This window comes from Mycetocola sp. TRD_SC_2, assembly GCF_055361225.1.
Genome location: NZ_CM143954.1, coordinates 482,198 through 502,308 on the forward strand (window position 1 = coordinate 482,198; position 20,111 = coordinate 502,308).

Annotated in this window: 15 protein-coding genes; 11 read left to right on the top strand and 4 right to left on the bottom strand. The window is 65.9% G+C overall.

Annotated elements, in window-relative coordinates; translation table 11 throughout:
• The first annotated feature begins 41 nt into the window (after positions 1-41).
• The 5 genes from pta (at position 42) to ACWA1Q_RS02415 (ending at position 6,942) form a co-directional block, all read left to right on the top strand.
• Entirely contained in the window at positions 42-2,156 is a 2,115-nt protein-coding gene (gene pta, locus ACWA1Q_RS02395) for a phosphate acetyltransferase (RefSeq protein ID WP_463759210.1), read from the top strand.
• A complete protein-coding gene (locus ACWA1Q_RS02400) occupies positions 2,153-3,373 on the top strand; it encodes an acetate kinase (protein WP_463759212.1) in 1,221 nt (406 codons plus the stop codon). The genes pta and ACWA1Q_RS02400 overlap by 4 nt, the downstream gene beginning before the upstream one ends.
• Complete coding sequence (locus ACWA1Q_RS02405) at positions 3,370-5,010, top strand: sensor histidine kinase (protein WP_463759213.1); 1,641 nt, start codon at positions 3,370-3,372, stop codon at positions 5,008-5,010. Before ACWA1Q_RS02400 ends, ACWA1Q_RS02405 begins: the two co-directional genes overlap by 4 nt.
• Before the next feature lie 72 nt (positions 5,011-5,082).
• Positions 5,083-5,685: an ArsR/SmtB family transcription factor gene (locus tag ACWA1Q_RS02410; protein ID WP_463759215.1), complete on the top strand. Its 603-nt coding sequence runs from the start codon at positions 5,083-5,085 to the stop codon at positions 5,683-5,685.
• A gap of 9 nt (positions 5,686-5,694) precedes the next feature.
• Positions 5,695-6,942 carry an MFS transporter gene (locus ACWA1Q_RS02415; RefSeq protein WP_463759217.1) on the top strand — a complete coding sequence of 416 codons (1,248 nt, stop codon included), beginning with the start codon at positions 5,695-5,697 and terminating at the stop codon, positions 6,940-6,942.
• Between the two features lie 90 nt (positions 6,943-7,032).
• On the opposite strand, the gene ACWA1Q_RS02420 is transcribed toward ACWA1Q_RS02415, so the two are convergent.
• The 4 genes from ACWA1Q_RS02420 to ACWA1Q_RS02435 all read right to left on the bottom strand — a co-directional run bounded on the left by ACWA1Q_RS02420 (position 7,033) and on the right by ACWA1Q_RS02435 (position 10,952).
• Positions 7,033-8,109: an ABC transporter ATP-binding protein gene (locus ACWA1Q_RS02420; RefSeq protein ID WP_463759218.1), complete on the bottom strand. Its 1,077-nt coding sequence runs from the start codon at positions 8,107-8,109 to the stop codon at positions 7,033-7,035.
• Positions 8,106-8,927, bottom strand: a complete 822-nt coding sequence (locus ACWA1Q_RS02425; RefSeq protein ID WP_463759220.1) for an ABC transporter permease — start codon at positions 8,925-8,927, stop codon at positions 8,106-8,108. Before ACWA1Q_RS02425 ends, ACWA1Q_RS02420 begins: the two co-directional genes overlap by 4 nt.
• Positions 8,915-9,751, bottom strand: a complete 837-nt coding sequence (locus ACWA1Q_RS02430; RefSeq protein WP_463759222.1) for an ABC transporter permease — start codon at positions 9,749-9,751, stop codon at positions 8,915-8,917. Before ACWA1Q_RS02430 ends, ACWA1Q_RS02425 begins: the two co-directional genes overlap by 13 nt.
• A 79-nt stretch (positions 9,752-9,830) precedes the next feature.
• Entirely contained in the window at positions 9,831-10,952 is a 1,122-nt protein-coding gene (locus ACWA1Q_RS02435) for an ABC transporter substrate-binding protein (protein WP_463759223.1), read from the bottom strand.
• A gap of 239 nt (positions 10,953-11,191) precedes the next feature.
• Between ACWA1Q_RS02435 and ACWA1Q_RS02440 the strand changes: the two genes are divergently transcribed.
• The 6 genes from ACWA1Q_RS02440 to ACWA1Q_RS02465 all read left to right on the top strand — a co-directional run bounded on the left by ACWA1Q_RS02440 (position 11,192) and on the right by ACWA1Q_RS02465 (position 20,102).
• The gene (locus ACWA1Q_RS02440) at positions 11,192-14,041 is read left to right on the top strand and encodes a DNA polymerase III subunit gamma and tau (protein ID WP_463759225.1); all 2,850 of its coding nucleotides are present in this window, start codon (positions 11,192-11,194) and stop codon (positions 14,039-14,041) included.
• A 6-nt stretch (positions 14,042-14,047) separates the two neighbouring features.
• The gene (gene recR / locus ACWA1Q_RS02445) at positions 14,048-14,647 is read left to right on the top strand and encodes a recombination mediator RecR (protein WP_121671627.1); all 600 of its coding nucleotides are present in this window, start codon (positions 14,048-14,050) and stop codon (positions 14,645-14,647) included.
• Between the two features lie 110 nt (positions 14,648-14,757).
• On the top strand, positions 14,758-16,026 hold the full coding sequence (locus ACWA1Q_RS02450; protein ID WP_463759227.1) for an aspartate kinase: 1,269 nt from the start codon (positions 14,758-14,760) through the stop codon (positions 16,024-16,026).
• Positions 16,027-16,163: 137 nt separating this feature from the next.
• Complete coding sequence (locus ACWA1Q_RS02455; RefSeq protein WP_463759229.1) at positions 16,164-17,222, top strand: aspartate-semialdehyde dehydrogenase; 1,059 nt, start codon at positions 16,164-16,166, stop codon at positions 17,220-17,222.
• Between the two features lie 46 nt (positions 17,223-17,268).
• Entirely contained in the window at positions 17,269-18,918 is a 1,650-nt protein-coding gene (locus tag ACWA1Q_RS02460) for a sensor histidine kinase (RefSeq protein ID WP_463759231.1), read from the top strand.
• On the top strand, positions 18,915-20,102 hold the full coding sequence (locus ACWA1Q_RS02465) for a GGDEF domain-containing protein (RefSeq protein ID WP_463759232.1): 1,188 nt from the start codon (positions 18,915-18,917) through the stop codon (positions 20,100-20,102). The genes ACWA1Q_RS02460 and ACWA1Q_RS02465 overlap by 4 nt, the downstream gene beginning before the upstream one ends.
• Positions 20,103-20,111: the final 9 nt, after the last annotated feature.

Sequence of the window (20,111 nt, forward strand, 5' to 3'; positions counted from 1 at the left end):
AAGGCAACGACGGCACTCCATCAGGCACGTAGGCTGAACCCGTGGCGAAGAGCATCTACATCACGTCCGCTGAAGGACAGACCGGCAAGTCGACAATCGCGTTGGGCACCCTGGATACCCTCTCGCACCAGGTGCAACGGGTCGGAGTCTTCCGTCCCATTGCCCGCTCGACCTCTGAACGTGACTACGTTGTCGAGCTGCTGCTCGACCACGACAGCGTCGACCTCAGCTATGACGAGTGCATCGGTGTCACATACGACGCGGTCCACGAGGATGCCGATGCGGCCCTCGCGCGTATCGTCTCCCGCTACAAGGCGGTCGAGGCCCAGTGTGACGCCGTCGTCATTCTCGGCTCCGACTACACCGACGTCGGGAGCCCGACCGAGCTCGGCTACAACGCCCGGATCGCGACAAACCTCGGTGCTCCTGTTCTGCTCGTTCTCGGCGGTCGTTCCAATCAGGGCTCGGGCGAACGCCTCGGCCAGGCCGACCCGCGCAGCGCTGACCACATGGGCGACATCGCGGAACTCGCGCTCCTCGAACTGAGGAACGCCCACGCCACCCTCCTCGCCGTCGTCGCCAACAGGGTCGACCCAGACAACCTCGCCGAAGTCACCGCCGCGATCGAGAAAGCGAAGCCGGGCGTTCCGGTCTGGTCGATCCCCGAAGACCCGTACCTCATCGCGCCCAGCATGGAATCGATCATGACCGCGACCGATGGCGTGCTGCTCAAGGGCGACCCCGCCCTGCTCGGCCGTGAAGCACTCGGCGTCGTCGTCGCCGGCATGGGAATGGTCAACGTGCTGCCCCGCCTCATCGAAGGCGCCGTGCTCGTCGTCGCCGGTGATCGCACCGAAGTTCTCCTCGCCGCGATGATGGCGCAGAGCTCGGGCACGTTCCCGTCGATCGCCGGCATCGTGCTCAACGGGGGTTTCGACCTGCCCGAACCCGTGGAGCAGCTGCTCGACGGACTGCCGCAGACGCTTCCGATCATCCGCACCGATCTCGGCACCTACGACACGATCGTTCGGATCACCCGCACGCGCGGGCGCCTTGCCGCGGACTCGCAGCGCAAGTATGACGCCGCCCTCGCTCTCTTCGAACAGCACGTCGACGGAGCCGAATTGCTCCAGCTGCTCGAGGTCAGCGCCACGAGCGTCGTCACTCCGCTCATGTTCGAGTACGGCCTCCTCGAGCGAGCGCGCGCCAACCCGAAGCACATCGTTCTGCCCGAGGGCAACGACGACCGCATCCTCCGCGCCGCCCACACCCTCCTCGCCCGCGGGGTCGCCCAGCTCACCATCCTCGGTGAGCCGTTCGAGGTGCGGTCGCGCGCGATCGAACTCGGCCTCGACATCTCCGGTGCCGAAGTCCTCTCCTCGCACGACCCGGTCCTCGGTCTCAAATTCGCCGAGGAGTACGCGCGGATCCGTGCCCACAAGGGTGTCACCGTCGACCAGGCGCGCGACCAGGTCAGCGACGTCTCGTACTTCGGCACAATGATGGTCCACCTTGGTCTGGCCGACGGCATGGTCTCCGGCGCCGCCCACACCACGGCCCACACCATCCGTCCCGGCTTCGAGATCATCAAAACCAAGCCCGGGGTGAACGTCGTCTCCTCCGTGTTCCTGATGGCGCTCCAGGATCGCGTCCTCGTCTACGGCGACTGCGCCGTCATCCCCGACCCGGACTCCTCGCAGCTCGCCGACATCGCAATCTCCTCGACCGAGACGGCGCTGCAGTTCGGCATCGACCCGCGCGTCGCGATGCTGTCGTACTCCACCGGTGAATCCGGCTCGGGCGCAGACGTCGAGAAGGTTCGCGAGGCAACCGCCCTCGTTCGCTCGCGCCGCCCCGACCTCCTCGTCGAAGGACCGATCCAGTACGACGCAGCAGCGGATGCCGCGGTGGGCGCCTCGAAGATGCCCGGCTCCGAGGTCGCCGGCCGCGCGACGGTGTTCATCTTCCCCGACCTCAACACGGGCAACAACACCTATAAAGCGGTGCAGCGTTCCGCCGGTGCTGTCGCCATCGGACCGGTGCTCCAGGGGCTCAATAAGCCGATCAACGACCTGTCCCGCGGTGCCCTCGTGCAGGACATCGTCAACACCGTCGCGATCACCGCGATCCAGGCGCAGGGCGAGACTCCCGCATGAGCGCTGTTCTCGTCGTCAACTCGGGGTCGTCCTCGTTCAAGTACCAGCTGATCGACATGGCCACCGAGCAGATGCTCGCCACCGGCCTCGTCGAGCGCATCGGTGAGGAGACCGGTCACGCTGTCCATACGATTCCGTGGGATGCCGTCCCCTCCGTCGACCGGTCGGATGCTCCGCTGACGACAGCGCGCGATCTCCCGATTCCCGACCACACGGCGGGATTCCGCGTCATGCTCGACGCTTTCGCCGCGAACGGGCCGTCGCTCGAGCGGCATCCGCTCATCGCCGTCGGCCACCGCGTCGTGCACGGCGGGAAGCGGTTCTTCGGCCCGACGCTCGTCAACGACCTCGTGAAGATCAACATCGAAGAGCTCTCTGAGCTCGCGCCGCTGCACAACCCGGCGAACCTGCAGGGCATCGAGGCCGCGCAGAAGTCGTTCCCCGACGTGCCCCACGTTGCCGTCTTCGACACCGCGTTTCACTCGACGCTGTCTCCCGCCGCGTACAGCTACGCGATCGACAGCACTCTGGCGTCGAAGCACCGGTTGCGCAAGTACGGCTTTCACGGAACATCGCACAAGTTCGTTTCAGAAGAGGCTGCTGCGTTCATCGGCCGCCCGCTCGCAGACCTCAACCAGATCGTGCTGCACCTCGGCAACGGGGCCTCCGCCTCGGCGATCGCCGGCGGTCGCTCGGTCGAGACATCCATGGGCATGACGCCGCTCGAGGGTCTCGTGATGGGCACCCGCTCCGGCGACATCGACCCGGCCGTGCTCATTCACCTCCACCGCCGGACCGGCATGAGTTTCGACGACATCGATGAGCTCCTCAACCGTAAGAGCGGTCTGCTGGGGCTCGGTGGTGCCGGTGACATGCGCGATGTGCTGAAGCGATCCGCCGCCGGAGATGAGCGCGCGAGCGTCGCTTTCGACGTGTACGTTCACCGGCTCAAGGGCTACATCGGCAACTACATGGCCCAGTTGGGGCGGGTCGACGTCATCGCGTTCACCGCGGGAGTCGGCGAAAACGCCGCTGCCGTGCGCGCGGCGGCCCTCTCCGGACTGGAGGGATTCGGCATCCGTCTCTCGGCTGAGCGCAACGAGGAGTCCTCGCGGGACCCGCGGCGGATCTCGGCGAACGATTCCGAGGTCGAGGTTCTCGTGATCCCCACCAACGAAGAGCTTGAGATAGCCAGGCAGACAATGTCGGTTCTATGAGTCCTGCGCCCACGGCGGAACTCGGTGCCCGATGGTTCGGTTACCGGCCCGAGGTCGCCATCCAGGCTGCCGCTTTGCTCATCGTTCTGGGAGCGATGGCGCTAGCCATGGTCATCGACCCCGCGCCTCTTCGCACGCCGGCTTTCGCCCTCGCGATCGTCATCTTCGGAGCGGCTACGATCCTCGCGGCGGTCCTCGGGCGAACGAACTCGGTTTGGCTGTTGGCCGTGCCGCTCCTCGACATGCTGGCGCTCATCGTCATGCGCCAGCTACCGGAAGAACCGGTGCAGGCCCTCGGTTACCTCGCTATTCTGCCCGCGCTCTGGCTCGGTCTGTCTGGCCGGCCCGTCTTCGCGGCGCTCGCCGTTGTGCTCGCCCTCGGGCTTTTCCAGATCGGAGACATGAGCGTCAGTGATAACAGCAGGCTCGTTCTGGAGCGGTCGCTCGTCAACTTCCTTATCCCGACTGTCGTCGCAGTTGCTGCAGCAACCACATACGTTGCATCGCGGCGCACCGCTGCAAGCATCCGTTCCCTCACCGAACAGCAGCAGGTTACCGCTGAATCGCTTGCCCGGGAGAAGCGCACCTCCGCGCTACTTGACAGCATCGTCGACGCGGTGGACGTCGGCATCCTCGCGTACGACGCCGACGGGACGGCGCTGCTGTCCAACCGGACAGTGAACGAACATCCCGTCATCGTCAGCACCGGCTTGACTCCGCTCGAGCTCGAACAGCAGGAGTTCCTGCTCCAGCCCGACCGTGTCACGCCCATCCCGGCAGCCGAGGGATTCGTCACCGAGGCAATCGACGGCAAAGAGTTCCGGAACCGTGTCGTGTGGATCAGCGCGCCAGGAACCCAGCAGCACGCGCTATCGGCGTCGGCGCGCCCACTTCTCAACTCCGACGGTGCTTTTGCCGGCACAGTCGTCGCCGTGGAGGACGTCACCGTCTACTTCGAGGCGCTCTCGGCCAAGAATGCGTTCGTGGGTTCGGTATCGCACGAGTTCCGTACCCCCCTGGCCTCGATCCTGGGATATCTGGAACTGATCATGGACGATCCTGACGTGCCGGATGGCATTTTGAACGCCCTCTCGGTGATCGAGCGCAACACCGATCGACTGCAGAAGCTCGTGAGCGATCTCATAGATGAGGCAAGCCGGGAGCGCGGAACCGTCAAGCTCGAACGGAAGCTGAACGACATCAGCGCGCTGTGCGCCACCGTGCTCGAGCGATGCGGGAGCGCTGCGGATGCCGCTGGGGTGCGGCTCAGCCTGGACGCTCCGGTTGCGATGACGGCGATCGTCGACGGACGCCGGATCAGTCAGGCGATTGAAAACCTCGTGTCGAACGCCATGCGATTCACTCCGCGTGGGGGGACGGTCGCGATCAGCCTGTCTGCGGACGACGAGGGCGTCTGCATCGTCGTGGAGGATTCGGGGGCCGGAATTCCGCCCGAAGAGCTCGAGGCCATGGGGTCTCCGTTCTACCGCTCGACCGGGATCGGTCAGGAGTTCCCGGGGGTCGGCCTCGGCATCTCAGTGACGAAGGGCATCATCGAGGCCCACCTCGGGTCTTTTGCGCTCAGTACAGAGCCCGGTGCGGGAACCACGGCGACGATAAGGCTGCCGCGGCGGTAAGCGTCGGTACCGACTGCCACGTTTTCCACAAGCACTATTGCACAAGAACTCTTGTGGAACTATCCTGACGATATGCCTGTTCCGAAACGTCCCGTCGACGCTCTCACCGACCCCAAAGCGATGCGCGCCCTTGCGCACCCCCTGCGGGTGAAACTACTGGGGGAGCTGCGGGTGTCTGGACCTCATTCCGTGGGTATGCTCGCCGAGATCTTCGACGAGGCTCCCGGCTCGATCAGCTATCACGTGGGTGTTCTGGCGCGAGCTCGTTTTGTCGTCGAGGCACCCGAGCGCGCCCGGGATGCACGGGAGCGCTGGTGGGCGGCGGCTGAGTCGCACACGCGGTACGAGCCGTCGCAACTGAATGCTGATCCGTCCACGCGCATCGCGAGCGTTGCGATGCGGCACACGTTTCTGCAGGCGCAGAGTTCGGAGTTGGCCGAATACATCGACCTGGAGCCGACACTGTCGCCGGAGTGGGTGGCCGGTGCGACGGCCGGTGACAGCGTCACCTTCCTCACGCCGGAGGAGTTGCGCGAGTTGTCGGACGAGCTCGAGGAGCTCGCCCAGCGCTGGGAGTCGCGCAGCCGCCCCGGGGAGCCGAATGCTCGCCCGTCGCGCCTGATGTACAGCGCATTCGTGCGCCCACGGTCTGTTGCCTCTGATTCCGGTGAGTGAGGGGTTCCGATGACCAGCACGATCGCCACGGTGTCGCGGGTCCCACTTATCGGGCTGCTCGCCGCCGGGCTTGTGTCGAAAGCCGGCAACGCAATCACCATGGTCGCTGTGCCGCTCTACGTGCTGGCGACGACCGGGTCCCCCCTGGCCACCGGCGTGGCCGGAGTATTCGCGACGGTGCCGCTCATTATCGGCGGAGCTCTCGGTGGTGCCGTGATCGACCGTTTCGGATACAGGAGCGCGAGCATTCTCGCTGATCTTGCGAGCGGGGTGACCGTGCTGCTGATTCCCGTGTTCGCGCTGACGAGTGGGCTGCCGTTTTGGTTGTTGCTCCTCCTCGTGTTTTTGAGCGGGCTGTTGGATACTCCCGGTGACACGGCGAAGACCGTGCTGCTGCCGGAGCTTGCGGAGCGCGGCGGGGTGGCTCTGGCCAGGGCGGCCGGTGCGCAGTCCGCCGTGCAGCGGACCGCGTCGATGCTCGGGGCGGCGACCGCCGGCATCCTCGTCGCGCTTGTCGGTGCGACCAACTCGCTCTTCGTGAACGCCGTGACCTTCGCCGTGTCAGCCCTTCTCGTGGTGGTGTGCATCCCGCGTGATGTCGCCCGGCCGTTGCGGGTCGAGGATGAGCCGTACCTGAAGGAGTTGGCCGACGGCATCCGTTTTCTGGTGAAGCAGCCGCTCTTGCGCAGCGTCGTGTTGCTCGTGATGCTGACCAATGCGATCGATGTGGCCGGGCTCACGGTGCTCAAGCCGATTTATGCGGCGGAGAATTCGGAATCAGGGGCGCTGCTCGGGTTCATGGTGGGCTGTTTTGCTGGTGGGGCGTTCGCCGGGTCCGCGCTGTTTGCGGTGTGGGGGCACCGGCTGGCCGGCCGGGCGTTGTTCGTCTGGTCGTTCTTCTTCGCGGGGATGCCGCCGTACCTGGCGATGTTCCTCGATGTTCCGGTGCCCGTTCTTCTCCTGGTGTTTGCGCTGTCCGGGCTCGCGGCCGGGGCGATCAATCCGATGCTGTCGACCGCGATGTACGGACTCACGCCCGAGCCGATGCGGGCGCGGGTTTTCGGTGTCACGACGGCGGGGGTCGCTGCGGCGATGCCGCTGGGGAGTTTCGCTGCCGGGGCGGCCGTCGCCGCGATCGGGTTGGGGCCGACGCTGCTCGGCTGTGCGGTTCTCTACGCTGTGCTCACGCTGACGCCGCTGTTCGGCAGTCGCTGGGAGGGCCTCGATGCCGCCCGCGGGCAGCCGGCGACGGTGTGAATCGCCACTTCTGCGAGTTCGGGAGGAAAATAGTTGGTTCAAGGCGTCACGGTGGGCCAGCCCCGCGATTTTGCTCCCGAAACCGTCTGTCTAGCGTGCGTTCGGCGCCGGAAACGCCGATACGGTGACCTCGGTCGCTGACACCACCAGATCAACGGCGCTGCCGACATCGTATGACTGTGATGCGGGGTGCTGCGTCACGACCGCCCGCCCTTCGACGAGTACAGTGGTGCGGCGGAAACTGCCGTGGAAGCTGGAACTTACGACAGTTCCGAGCCCCGATCCGTTCACCGGTCGGACGGAGATGTCTTCCGGGCGGACGAAGCAAAGCACCTGCCCGTCGGTAGAGTCTCCCGTCGGCAGACTCTGCCCGAGCACGTGCACGATACCTCCGGATGCGATTCCCTCCAGCTGGTTGCTCTGCCCGACGAAAGCGGCGACGAACGTCGTTGCTGGTTGTGAGTAGAGCTGCTCCGGCGTCCCGATCTGTTCGATCCGGCCCTCCCGCATGACGGCGACACGATCGGCGACGGCGAGAGCTTCATCCTGGTCATGCGTCACGAACAGAGTCGTGATACCCAGTTCCTGCTGGATGCGACGAATCTCGTCCCTCAACTGCACGCGTACCTTAGCGTCGAGAGCAGAAAGCGGCTCGTCGAGCAAAAGGACGCGCGGCCGGGTGACCAGGGCGCGCGCAAGCGCCACCCGCTGTTGCTGCCCGCCCGACAACTGGTGGGCGAAGCGACTGCCGTGAGCTCCAAGTCCGACGAGCTCCAGGGATTCAGCGGCGAGGCGGCGCCGCTCGGCGACCGGGAATCGTCGCATCCGGAGGCCGAACTCCACATTGTCGGTCACCGTCATGTGCGGAAAGAGCGAATACGACTGGAACACCATGCCCATATCGCGGCGGTTGACCGGCATAAGTGAGACGTCGGCGCCATCGACTGACACCGTGCCGGATGAGATCGTCTCCAGACCGGCCAGCGCACGCAGCGCCGTCGTCTTGCCACAGCCGCTTGGGCCCAGCAGTGCGACGAATTCGCCGGGTTCGATCTTCAGCTCGAGTTCGTCCAGCGCCCGGTGCTCGCCGTACTGCTTGACGACGGAAGAGAATTCGACGGCTGTGCCGGGGCGGGCGAGGGCGGATGCTGCGCTCATCGACGTCATGATGTGGTCCTGTTCTGCGGGCGGCCGGCACCCACCCGGCCGATGACGGCGAGGAGGGCGAAAGCGAAGAGGAGGGAAAGGAGAGAGAGGATGACAGCCGTGTACGGGTCGCTTTTCGACACTTGAACGAGCGCGGTTTGCAGGTTCTGCCGGTTGAGTAGCGACGCGAGCGTGTACTCACCGAGAACCACGGCAATGCTGATGACCGACGCCGCAAGCAGCCCTCTGCGAAGTGCAGGCACAATGACCCGGATGGTCACGGTTGGCCAGGAGGCACCGAGGGTCCGCGCCGCTTCGGTGAGGGTGATGAGATCGATCGCCTGCAGGTTCGACTGGACGGCGCGGTACGCGAACGGCAACACGAGGATGCCGTACGCGAACGCTAGCGTCCAGGCGCTGCTACCGAACACCCCGGAGATCACCGAGTACACGGGCGCGAGCCCGACGACGAGAGCGATCGCCGGAACGGTGATGGGCAGCAGGCACATCAGTTCAAGTGGACGCCGCAGTAGTGGGAATCGCAGTTGCACGAGGATCATCGTCGGCACCAGGAGCACCAGCATGAGCGCCACGGTGGCGGGAGCGAGGAGGAGTGAATTGCCGATGCCGGCCCACAGCATCCGATATCGTCGCTCGTTCTCGGGATCGACAAGCGCGAGCCAATGCTCGAAGCCGTAGCCGCCGCCAGCGCTGCGGAGGGTGAATTCGGCCATCGACACCAGCGGAATGGCGAAGATGACACCAACGGTGACGAGGATGATGGTGGTGGTCCAACGGCTGGGTCTTCCCCCGATCCGTGGCGCGGTCAACGCTGCCACCGCTCGGTCTGACGGGCCAGGGCAGAATACGCACCCATGAGAACCACCATGACGGCGATCATCCCGAGCGCGAGCGTTCCGGCCAGATTTTCGCGGCCAAGGACGGTCTCGCTGATGAGCGCTCCGCGAATTTGCAACGGCACGATTTGAGCGCCCTGGCTGATCAGAGCGGCGGCCGTGGCGTACGACGAGAACGCGTTGGCGAAGAGCAGGACCAGTCCCCCCAGGAAGGACGGTGCCAGAATCGGGCCGGCAATGCGCGTCCAATAGGTCAGTCGGCTGCCTCCGAGGGTCGCGTTCGCTTCTGACCACTGCGCCTTGAGCCCGTCGACGGCGGGAAGGAACGTGATCACCATGAGCGGAACTTGAAAGTAGAGGTAGGGGAGGATCAGCCCCGGCACCTGGTACAGCCAGACACCGTCGGCGAAAATATCGACACCGAGGCGATCGCGGAGGATGAGGGTAACGATGCCCTGGATGCCGATGGTTGCGATGAACGCAAATGCGAGCATTACGCCTCCGAACTGAGCGAGCACCCCGCAGACTGCGTCGACGGCGGTACGAATCCGGCCGCCTGGCGCAAGGCCACTCAGCGCGTAGCAAACCAGTGCGCCCAGGATCGCGCCGACGACCGCGGTGATGCCCGAGAGCGCGAACGAGTTGCCGAAGGTGCTGAGGATCGCCGGATTCGCCAGCGCGGTGATGTTGTCGAGGGTGAACCCGCCGTCGCCGTCTGTGAAGCCTGTCGCCACCGCGAGAATGACGGGGACGACGAGCATCAGGAGAACGTAGAGGGCGAACGGCGCGAGGCCGAGGTATTTCATGACGGATGCCTCCGGCCGGTTTCCCGGCGGACAGGAACGCGCCGGGACCGTGGTCCCGGCGCGTTCAAGGTGGGTGAAACTATCCGACTAATGCAGCCCACTGCTCCGCGAGGAGAGCGTTTGCGGCATCCGTCTGTGCAGTGTCGGGGGACAGAAGCTCGTCCGGCGCGCTGCCAGCGGATTTCGAGGCGGCCTCGTCGACAGTGCCTGCCTCCTCCATCGCGGCGAGACGCACGGGGTATGCGCCGGCCTCGAGATAAAGGTTCTGTGCCTCGTCGCTGAAGATGAACTCCTGCCACAGTCGGGCCGCAGCCGGGTTCGGAGCATCCGCGTTCACGGCCTGGTTGTAGTAGGCGCCGTATGCAGGTCCGTCCAGGACGACCGTCTTCCAGCTGGGAACGTTCTTTCCCTCAGCCAGGTTGTTGTAGCTCCAGTCGAAGACCACCGCGGTTTCTCCCGAGGCGATGGTTGCCGGTGTCGGGTCGAGGGGCAGGAAGTTGCCTGCCTCGTTGAGCTCGGCAAAGAAGTCGATGCCCGGCTGGAAGTCGTCGACGCTGCCGCCGGACTGGATCGCGGCGAAACCGACGGCGGCGAACGCCGCACCCGCCTGTGTGGGGTCGCCGTTGATGGCGACCTTCCCCTTGTAGCTGTCGCTGAGCAGGTCGTCCAGCGAAGTCGGGGCGTCGACGAGATCCTCGTTGTAACCGATCGACATCAAGCCGGTGTAGTCATTGACCCAGAGGCCAGTTTCTTCCTTGTTTTCCGTGGGAATGTCGTCCCACGTCTCGACCTGGTACGGAGCAAAGTAGTCGGTCGACTCGAGGGCGACGGCGGTGCCGAGGTCAAAGACGTCGGGTGCGGTGTCCTGGCCCTTGAGGTTCTTCGCAGCGGTGATCTCCTCCGCGCTCGATACGTCGGGATCGGCTGAGTTGACGGTGATGTCGTACTTCTCCTCGAAGGCGGAGATGATCTTGCCATAGTTCGCCCAGTTCTCAGGAAGGGCAATGACGTTCAGTTCACCCTCGGCCTCTGCGGCTTCGACGAGACCTTCGAGTCCGCCGAAGTCATCGACGCTTGTCGCGGTGGCGGCATCGACGTCGTCGGCACCGGTGCCGGATGCTGGCGTCGGCGCGCATCCGCTGAGAAGAAGGGCCGATGCCGCGAGAGCGGTTCCGGCGAAGATAAGTCGTGATCGGGACACAGTTTCCTCCAGTGAGCGCGGGTCGTCCTGCTGCGAACGAAAGGGGCCGCGCGTTTGTGAGGTTAGGAGCGGCGGGAAGCCGCCCGGTGAACCGCCGGTGAATACTCGTCGCCCGGAAGCGAGTCCGTCCATCTGAAGCACTCCATGTGGATGAACGGTGCGATTTTCCTCCCGAAGCCAGCGGAAGCCCCATCCCACCGCCCGGCCCGGGTGTCAGCGGCGGCGACTACGATGAGGGAGTGGTTACCGCCCTGTATCGCCGTTACCGGCCAGAGTCCTTTGCCGAGCTGATCGGTCAGTCTCAGGTGACCGATCCGCTGCGCACCGCACTGCGCACCAACCGGGTCAACCACGCCTATCTCTTCAGCGGCCCGCGCGGCTGCGGCAAGACCACCTCCGCCCGCATCCTCGCGCGCTGCCTCAACTGCGTCGAAGGCCCGACCGACACCCCCTGCGGCGTCTGCCCGAGCTGTGTCGAGCTCAGCCGCGAGGGCAGCGGATCACTCGACGTCGTCGAGATCGACGCGGCGAGCCACAACGGCGTCGACGACGCCCGCGACCTGCGCGAGCGCGCCATCTTCGCCCCGGCCCGTGACCGCTACAAGATCTTCATCCTCGACGAGGCCCACATGGTCACGCCGCAGGGCTTCAACGCTCTGCTCAAGATTGTCGAAGAGCCGCCGGAACACATCAAGTTCATCTTCGCCACGACCGAGCCAGACAAGGTCATCGGCACCATCCGGTCACGCACGCACCATTACCCGTTCCGGCTGATCCCGCCGGCCCAGATGCTCGAGTACGTGCAGACGATGTGCGAGTCCGAGAACGTCAAGGTCGAGCCTGGTGTTCTCCCGCTCGTCGTCCGTGCCGGTGGCGGTTCCGCCCGCGACACCCTCTCGCTCCTCGACCAGCTCATGGCCGGGTCCGAGGGCGACACCGTCGACTACGAACGCGCCGTCGCTCTCCTCGGCTACACCCACTCCGCGTTGCTCGACGAGGTCATCGACGCGCTCTCCGCCCGCGATGCCGGTGCCGCCTTCTCCGCGGTCGATCGCGTCATCCAGACCGGTCAGGACCCACGGCGCTTCGTCGACGATCTGCTCGAGCGCCTCCGCGACCTCATCGTCGTCGGCGCGACCGGGGGAGACGCGGCATCCGTGCTCCGTGGCATCCCGCAGGATGAACTCGACCACATGGCCGTGCAGGCGACCGGCTTCGGTCAGGCCGAACTCAGCCGCACCGCCGACATCGTCAACGCCGCGCTGAGCGAGATGACGGGCGCGACATCACCGCGCCTCCACCTCGAACTCATGGTCGCGCGCGTGCTCGTGCCGTCGATGGACGATTCCGCCCGGGGCGCCCTCGCCCGTGTCGAACGGCTGGAGCGACGCGTCGGCATGTCCGACGCCGCGTCGACGGATGCTCCGCCTCCCGCCCCAGCATCGGCCCCCTCCGCGCAGCGCTCGTTCGACGAACCGGTCGAGCCCGCTGCGCCGCGCCCCGCTCGCACCGAGCCCGCCCCGGCAGCGACAACGGTGCCCGCGCCGGCGACGCCTGCGCCCGCCGCCCCGATCACGGTTCGGCCGCTCGGACCGGTGACCGTCCAGCAGCTCCGCGACTCCTGGCCCGAAATCCTCGAGCGGGTTGCCGCCGCCAAACGATCGGCGTGGCTCGTCGCCCAGACGGCAACAGTGCGCGCGTTCAGCGACGACGCGGTGCTGCGCCTGAGCTTCCCGAGCGCGAAAGACGTCGACGACTTCAAGCAACTTCAGGCCGGCAACGGCGTCAGCACGGTCGTGCGCCAGGCGATCCTCGATGTGCTGGGCGTCACCGTCAAGTTCATCGCGCACGTGGACGCCCCCGGCGACACGGATGCCCCTGGTCGCGGCCCCGCATCACCACCGTCCGGTTCCCCCGGGAGCTCGGGCGGTCCAGGAACGTCCGGCCCCGCTGGTGGGTCAAGCGGTCCCGGAGCACCGGCGAGCGGTGGAACGCAGCGCGCCGGCGGTGCGGCTCCGGCCGCGTCGACGGGTGGAACTCCTGCAGCATCGGCTGCTGCGGCGGGACCTTCAGGTGTCGGCGCATCGCCGTCCGCGAGTACAGCAGCACCCGGGGGTTCTTCCGCCGGGCAGGCGCAATCCCAGGCACCAGCAGTGGCGCCGTCAGCGGCTGCCGGCCAGGGCTCGGGCTCCGCTGTCGCTTCAGCGAGCAACCCCTCCGCACCCTCGGTGGCGCTAGCGACATCGAATCCGCCGGCCGCCACGGGCGGACCGAGCGTGGACGCATCGACTCGTCCGGCCGCCGGAGCACAGGCACCAGCTGGCGCTGCCAGCCCGACGAACACCGCACCGGACAACGCCGCACACACCGCGCCGACGATTGCCCCACCGGCAGCCGGCGGATGGCACGTCGTCGCTATCCCGACCTCGGACCCCTCGGTTCCCGCAGCCGAGGACTCAGAAACACCGGGCGCCAGTGCACCCGGTGCGCCCACCGCACCCGGCGCCGCCCCGAGCGGCGCTGCCCGCACACCCATGCCTGGCGCACCGAGCGACAGCGATGCCCCCGAGCCCGACGACCGCGACGCACCTCCGCCCGACGACGAACCGCCATACCCCGACCCGCTGTCGGACCCTACCCGCGAACCGGTGGCGATCGGCGACGTGTCTGGGATCATTCCACCCGGCCGATTCCTCCCGCCGGCAGGCTCGGCCGCCGCGATCCGGCCAGGCTCAGCAGCAGGCTTCACTCCGCCGGCCGGCCCGCCATCCTCGAGCAGTCCCGCTCGGTCGGGAACTGCACCCGCGGGCTCTGGCGCACCATCCGCCTCGGCGGCGGCCCCAACCGCAGCACCGGGCACCCGGCCAGCGCAGCAGCAGGCCAACGCACCCGCGGGCGCGACCGACGCAACCGGTACCGACCGGCGCGACCCGGCGGCATCCCTCGCTCAGGAGCGACCGAGCGCACGCAAGATCGTCCACCCCGCGGTGAACAGTCGCTACGGTGAGTCCGTCGTGCGCGAGCTTCTCGGGGCGAGCTTCATCGAGGAGCAGCAGTACACACCGCCGACCCGATTCAACAGGGACTAGAACCGTATGTATGAAGGCATCGTCCAGGAACTGATCGACGAGTTCGGTCGCCTGCCCGGCATCGGCCCGAAGTCTGCCCAGCGGATCGCGTTCCACATCCTGCAGACCGAGACGTTCGACGTCACCCGCCTCGCCGAGTTGCTCACCGAGGTGCGCGAAAAGGTCCACTTCTGCGAGATCTGCGGAAACGTCGCCGAACAGCCCACCTGCTCGATCTGCCGCGACCCGCGCCGTAACCCCGCGAGCATCTGTGTCGTCGAAGAGGCGAAGGACGTCGTTGCGATCGAGCGCACCCGCGAGTTCCGCGGGCTGTACCACGTGCTCGGTGGCGCGATCAGCCCGATCGACGGCATCGGTCCCGACGACCTCCGTATCCGACAGTTGATGCAGCGGCTCGCCGACGGTGTCGTGCAGGAGGTCATCATCGCCACAGACCCCAACCTCGAGGGCGAAGCGACGGCGACCTACCTCAGCCGTCTGCTCACCGTGCTCGAGATCAAGATCACGCGCCTCGCCTCCGGCCTTCCGGTCGGCGGAGACCTCGAGTACGCCGACGAGGTCACCCTCGGGCGCGCATTCGAGGGCCGCACGGTCGTCAAGCGCTGATCGCCGCGACGGATGCCGGCGCCCCTGTCCGTCACATAGCAGCCCGCGTATGCGCGCGCCTTTAGAATAGGGAGTCGGGTAACGCCCGATCGACCCCACCAGGAGTATCCGTGAGCCTTATCGTGCAGAAGTTCGGCGGTTCATCCGTCGCGGACGCCGAGAGCATCAAGCGCGTTGCCAAGCGCGTCGTCGAATCGCACAAGGCCGGAAACGAAGTGGTCGTCGTCGTCTCTGCCATGGGTGACACGACAGACGAGTTGCTTGACCTCGCGGCAGCCGTCTCACCGCTGCCGCCCGAGCCGCGCGAGATGGACATGCTCCTCTCGAGCGGTGAGCGAATCTCGATGTCGCTGCTCGCGATGGCGATCAAGAACCTCGGTGTCGATTCCCGCTCGTACACGGGCCTCCAGGCCGGCATGCGCACCGACAAGCACTACGGCTCCGCACGCATCGTCGAGGTGAACCCGGTCCGCGTGCGTAAGGCGCTCGACACCGGTGCCATCGTCATCGTCGCCGGCTTCCAGGGCTTCAACGACGAGACCGAAGACATCACCACCCTCGGCCGTGGCGGTTCAGACACCACGGCGGTCGCCCTGGCCGCAGCGCTCAACGCTGACGTCTGCGAAATTTTCACGGACGTTGACGGCATCTTCACCTCGGACCCCCGTGTCGTTCCGCGGGCGCAGAAGATCGACACCATCACGAGTGAAGAGATGCTCGAACTCGCCGCAAACGGCGCCAAGGTGCTTTACATTCGCGCAGTGGAATATGCTCGCCGCCACGGTGTGACGCTCCACGTGCGTTCATCGTTCAACAACAACGAGGGAACCCTCGTCATCAACCCGAAAGAGGGCGAAGAGATGGAACACCCCATCGTCACCGGTGTCGCGATCGACCTCACCGAAGCCAAGATCACCGTCGTCGGCGTTCCCGACGTCCCCGGTAAGGCCGCCCAGATCTTCAAGATCATCGCGTCGACTGACGCCAACGTCGACATCATCGTGCAGAACGTGTCGGCGGCGGCCACCGGTCTCACCGACATCTCGTTCACCCTCCCGCAGGATGAAGCACAGAAGGTTCTCACCGCTCTGCTCGACCAGCGCGACGACGTCGGCTTCGACTCGCTTCAGCACGACGACCAGATCGGCAAGCTCGTGCTCGTCGGCGCAGGCATGAAGGCCAACACCGGTGTTTCGGCCCGGTTGTTCGAGGCGCTCCACCTCGCCGGCATCAACATCGAGATGATCTCGACCAGTGAGATCCGCATCTCGGTCATCACGCGCGCAGACAACGTCAAGGAGGCCGCTCGCGTCGTGCACGCCGCGTTCGACCTCGACGCCGAAGACGAAGCCGTCGTCCACGGCGGCACCGGCCGCTAAGGCACAAAGCACGGAGTACCGTTCGCAACTGCGGAGAGTCGCAGCCGAAACCCCCGGAATCGCCGTTTGACTGCCGATTTGGGAGAATTGTCCGAACTTAGGCACGGAGCCTCCGTGCCGAACAGGAGAGAAACACCATGAGCAACGGAGTCCATGTCGGCATCGTCGGCGCGACAGGCCAGGTTGGTGCCGTCATGCGCACCCTTCTGGAGCAGCGAGAGTTCCCGATTGCGAGCATCCGGTTCTTCGCATCGGCGCGTTCGGCGGGCACGACCCTCTCCTTCCGCGGCGAAGACATCACCGTTGAGGATGCCGCGACGGCTGACCCCAGCGGACTCGACATCGCCCTCTTCTCGGCCGGTGCAACGAGCAGCCGCGCCCAGGCCGAGCGGTTCGCCGCAGCCGGTGCCACGGTCATCGACAACTCGAGCGCGTGGCGCATGGACCCCGAGGTTCCGCTCGTCGTCTCCGAAGTGAACCCGCACGCCATCAACGAGGCGAAAAAGGGCATCATTGCCAACCCGAACTGCACCACGATGGCAGCGATGCCCGTGCTCAAGGTTTTGCACGAAGAGGCCGGCCTCGAGCGTCTCATCGTCAGCACCTACCAGGCGGTCTCGGGCTCCGGTCTCGCCGGCGCTCGCGAACTCGCGACCCAGATCCGCGTCGCAGCCGAAGACGGCAACCTGCTGCAGCTCGTTCACGACGGATCCGCCGTCTCCATGCCCGAGCCGGTCGTCTACAAGCGCCCGATCGCGTTCGACGTGATCCCGCTCGCGGGCTCGATCGTCGACGACGGCGAGAACGAGACCGACGAAGAGAAGAAGCTACGCAACGAGAGCCGCAAGATCCTCGAACTCCCCGGACTCCTCGTCTCGGGCACGTGCGTCCGTGTTCCCGTTTTCACCGGTCACTCGCTGTCGATCAACGCCGAGTTCACGCGCACCCTCACGCCGGAGCGGGCCACGGAACTGCTGGCGGATGCCCCAGGCGTTGCTCTTGCCGACATCCCGACGCCTCTTGAGGCAGCGGGGCAGGATCCCTCCCTCGTGGGGCGGATCCGCGCGGACCAGAGCGCACCGGAGGGCAAAGGCCTCGCGCTCTTCATCTCGAACGACAACCTCCGCAAGGGTGCAGCGCTCAACGCGGTGCAGATCGCGGAGCTCGTCGCCGCGCGCCTCAGCGCCGCGGTCTAGTCCAGCGCAGCGTGGCGGTTGCTGGCGGGGTTGTAAGGTCAGAGGCATGACCCTACCCTCCGCGTCCCGCGTGGAGTCGCACGGGCAGGCGCGATTCGAGCGTTCGGTCTTCCTTTGGCAGTTGCTGCTGGCCACCGGGGTCCTTGTCCTCGTCTGCGTCCTCCTGCTCATCAGCGTCGACCTCTCGAAAGAGCCCGCGCTGCTTTTCGGCGTCGCCGCCATCTTTGTGGCGACCATGGCGGCATCCGCCCTGACGTGGCGCAAAGTCGCGCGGCGAGTGGCGATTGCGCTGCCGATCATCGACATCGTGGGTATCGCCCTGATCAACTACGGTGAGCCGACCCTCGGCGCCGCACTGTTCTACATTTTCCCGGTGATCTGGCTGGCGACCTACTATGGCTTGATCGGTGCGGTTGTCGGCCCGACGCTCTCGAGCCTCATCGTCTGGGGGTTCTGGCTGTTCAGCCCGGGAACCGTCGAAGCCAATGCCAAGCTCCTCGTTCTGCCCATCGTGCTTGCGTTCGTGTCGACGGCGAGCTACATCGGCACCCAGAAGAATCTCGCGCAGCGCCGCTTGCTCCGGCAGCAGGCCATGCTGCTCGAGGATGCATTCGACCGAGCCAGGCGCCAGCAACGCACCCTTGACGAGGTCGTCAACGCCGTCACCTTCGGGGTCGTCTCCTACGACAAGAACGGCCGCCCCACGATTGTCAACCGGGCACATCGCGACCGCATGCGGCGCTTCGGCTACGCGGAGAGCGACATCGTCCCCGACTTCGTCTACCGTGCCGACAAAACGACTCCGTTCCCCATCGAGGAGCGCCCGTACAAGCGCCTGATGCGCGGGGAATCCTTCGACGACGTCGTGCTCTGGTATGGCGAACCCGGCGGATACCGCGAAGCACTCGCTATCACCGGCCGGCCGCTTCGTGACACCGACGGTCGTCAGGAGGGCTCGGTTTGGGTGTCGCGCGATATCACCGCTGAGCTCGAGGCGATCGGCGCCCGCGACGACCTCGTGGTCTCGGTGTCACACGAGCTGCGCACACCGCTCACATCGATCCTCGGATACCTCGAACTCGTCGCAGACAGCGAAGACGTCGGGGACGAAAGCCGAGAACGCGTCGAGATAGCGCTGAAGAACGCCGACCGGATGCTGTCGCTCGTCTCTGACCTCCTCGTCGCGTCCCATGACGAACAGGTCGGGTTTCTTCTCAACTTCGCCCCGACCGATCTCGCCGTCATTGCGAAGCAGTCGATCCAGGCGCTCAAGCCCGTGGCAGAGGAACGCAAAATATCCCTGTTGCTGACATCGATCGGCGACCCAGTTGTTTACGCAGACGAGTTCCGGATTCGGCAGGTCATCGACAACCTGCTCTCCAACGCGGTCAAATACAACAACCCCGGTGGCCGCGTGAGCATCGCTGTCATCGGCGATATCGACGAAGTCGAAATATTCGTGTCCGACACCGGTCGCGGCATGACCGAGGAAGAACAGAAGAACTTGTTTCAGCGCTTCTACCGGGCCGAGTCCGTGCGTAACTCGACGGTTCACGGCACGGGACTCGGCCTCAGCATCAGCCGGGAGATCGCCCGATCCCACGGTGGCGACGTCCGGATGTCTGCCAGTAGCCCCAGCGGGACGACGATGGTCGTCACCCTCCCGCGCGAAAACGACGAGGACGTCGACGAATGATCACAGCAATAGAAGAAAGGTCGAGCACGCTCGACCTTCAGACGCTTCTCCTCGCCAGCGGCATGATCGTCGCGATCTGCGGGGTCTCCTTCATCATCAACACGATCTTCGGCCGCAACGACTCACCTGGGCGGCTCTGGAGCGCAGCATTCGTCGCTGGAATCCTCGCCACCGTGTCGTTCGCCATCTGGGGAGCGGAGCCCGCCGCCTGGTGGGCGGTCGCCGTCGGCAATGCGTCTCTCGTGCTCGCCATGGGCTTTGTCTGGGCGGGCGCGCGAGTGTTCAACGGTCGGAGGTCCCTCTTCCCCGTTGTCGCTGGAGGAGCACTCGTCACCGCACTCGCCGCGCTCGTCGAAGGGCCGGACGGCGGCGACTGGGCCGGAGGAATCGTGTTCCTTCTCGGGGTTTCGGCGTTCGCCTCACTTGCCGGCGCCGAAGCGTTTCGATCACGGATGCGGCGGAGCGTCAACGCGCGAATCCTCGCCTTCGTCATGCTGTTGGTCGGCTTTTACTACGGAACGCGAGCGGTGGCCTTTGTCATCGTCGGACCGGAGAGTGACTTCTTCCGCCAGTACTACGGAACCGAGGTCACGACCTTCTGCACCATCCTTTTCGTCATCGTGGCATCCACATCGATGTCGATCCTCCGCGCTGAGCGCCCGAGCCCCACTGTGCCGCGAGCGATCGAGCAGGCTCAGTGGAGCGGCATCCTCACGGACACGCAGTTCTCGACCCCGGCCGCCGACCGGATTCGCCGGGCCAATCGCCGGGGTGAGGGCGTCGCGTTCGTCGGAGCGGAGATCGACAATCTCGCCGACATGAACACGGCGTTCGGGCGTTCGTTTGGCGACGACGCAATCGATTCGTTCACCTCGATGCTGCAGGAGCACCTCCCGACGACGGCTCTCATCGGCCGTCGCGCGGGAGCGCAGTTCGCGTGCGTCATGATGGTCGATGACCTCGACGATGCTTACGCGCATATCGAAGACGTTCGCGCCGCTCTCGTCGACTCGCCGATCGAGAGCGCGAATGGCCTGCGGCTCGGCGTCAGCTGGGGAGTCGTCCTCGTGCCGCCGCGCGAGCCGGACATCGCGTCGCTTACGGCGCAGGTCCGCAAGCTCGTCGCATCTGCACAAGCTGCCGGCGGCAATCGCATCGCGGTAGACCCCGCCGCTGCCCGCTAGGGTCGATAC

Bases quoted from the DNA above. Each gene is read 5' to 3' on its own strand.
- ACWA1Q_RS02415 (WP_463759217.1), top strand. From the start codon at position 5,695: ATGACCAGCACGATCGCCACGGTGTCGCGGGTCCCACTTATCGGGCTG.
- ACWA1Q_RS02400 (WP_463759212.1), top strand. From the start codon at position 2,153: ATGAGCGCTGTTCTCGTCGTCAACTCGGGGTCGTCCTCGTTCAAGTAC.
- ACWA1Q_RS02455 (WP_463759229.1), top strand. From the start codon at position 16,164: ATGAGCAACGGAGTCCATGTCGGCATCGTCGGCGCGACAGGCCAGGTT.
- ACWA1Q_RS02460 (WP_463759231.1), top strand. From the start codon at position 17,269: ATGACCCTACCCTCCGCGTCCCGCGTGGAGTCGCACGGGCAGGCGCGA.
- ACWA1Q_RS02405 (WP_463759213.1), top strand. From the start codon at position 3,370: ATGAGTCCTGCGCCCACGGCGGAACTCGGTGCCCGATGGTTCGGTTAC.
- ACWA1Q_RS02465 (WP_463759232.1), top strand. From the start codon at position 18,915: ATGATCACAGCAATAGAAGAAAGGTCGAGCACGCTCGACCTTCAGACG.
- ACWA1Q_RS02410 (WP_463759215.1), top strand. From the start codon at position 5,083: ATGCCTGTTCCGAAACGTCCCGTCGACGCTCTCACCGACCCCAAAGCG.
- ACWA1Q_RS02420 (WP_463759218.1), bottom strand. From the start codon at position 8,109: ATGACGTCGATGAGCGCAGCATCCGCCCTCGCCCGCCCCGGCACAGCC.
- ACWA1Q_RS02430 (WP_463759222.1), bottom strand. From the start codon at position 9,751: ATGAAATACCTCGGCCTCGCGCCGTTCGCCCTCTACGTTCTCCTGATG.
- recR (WP_121671627.1), top strand. From the start codon at position 14,048: ATGTATGAAGGCATCGTCCAGGAACTGATCGACGAGTTCGGTCGCCTG.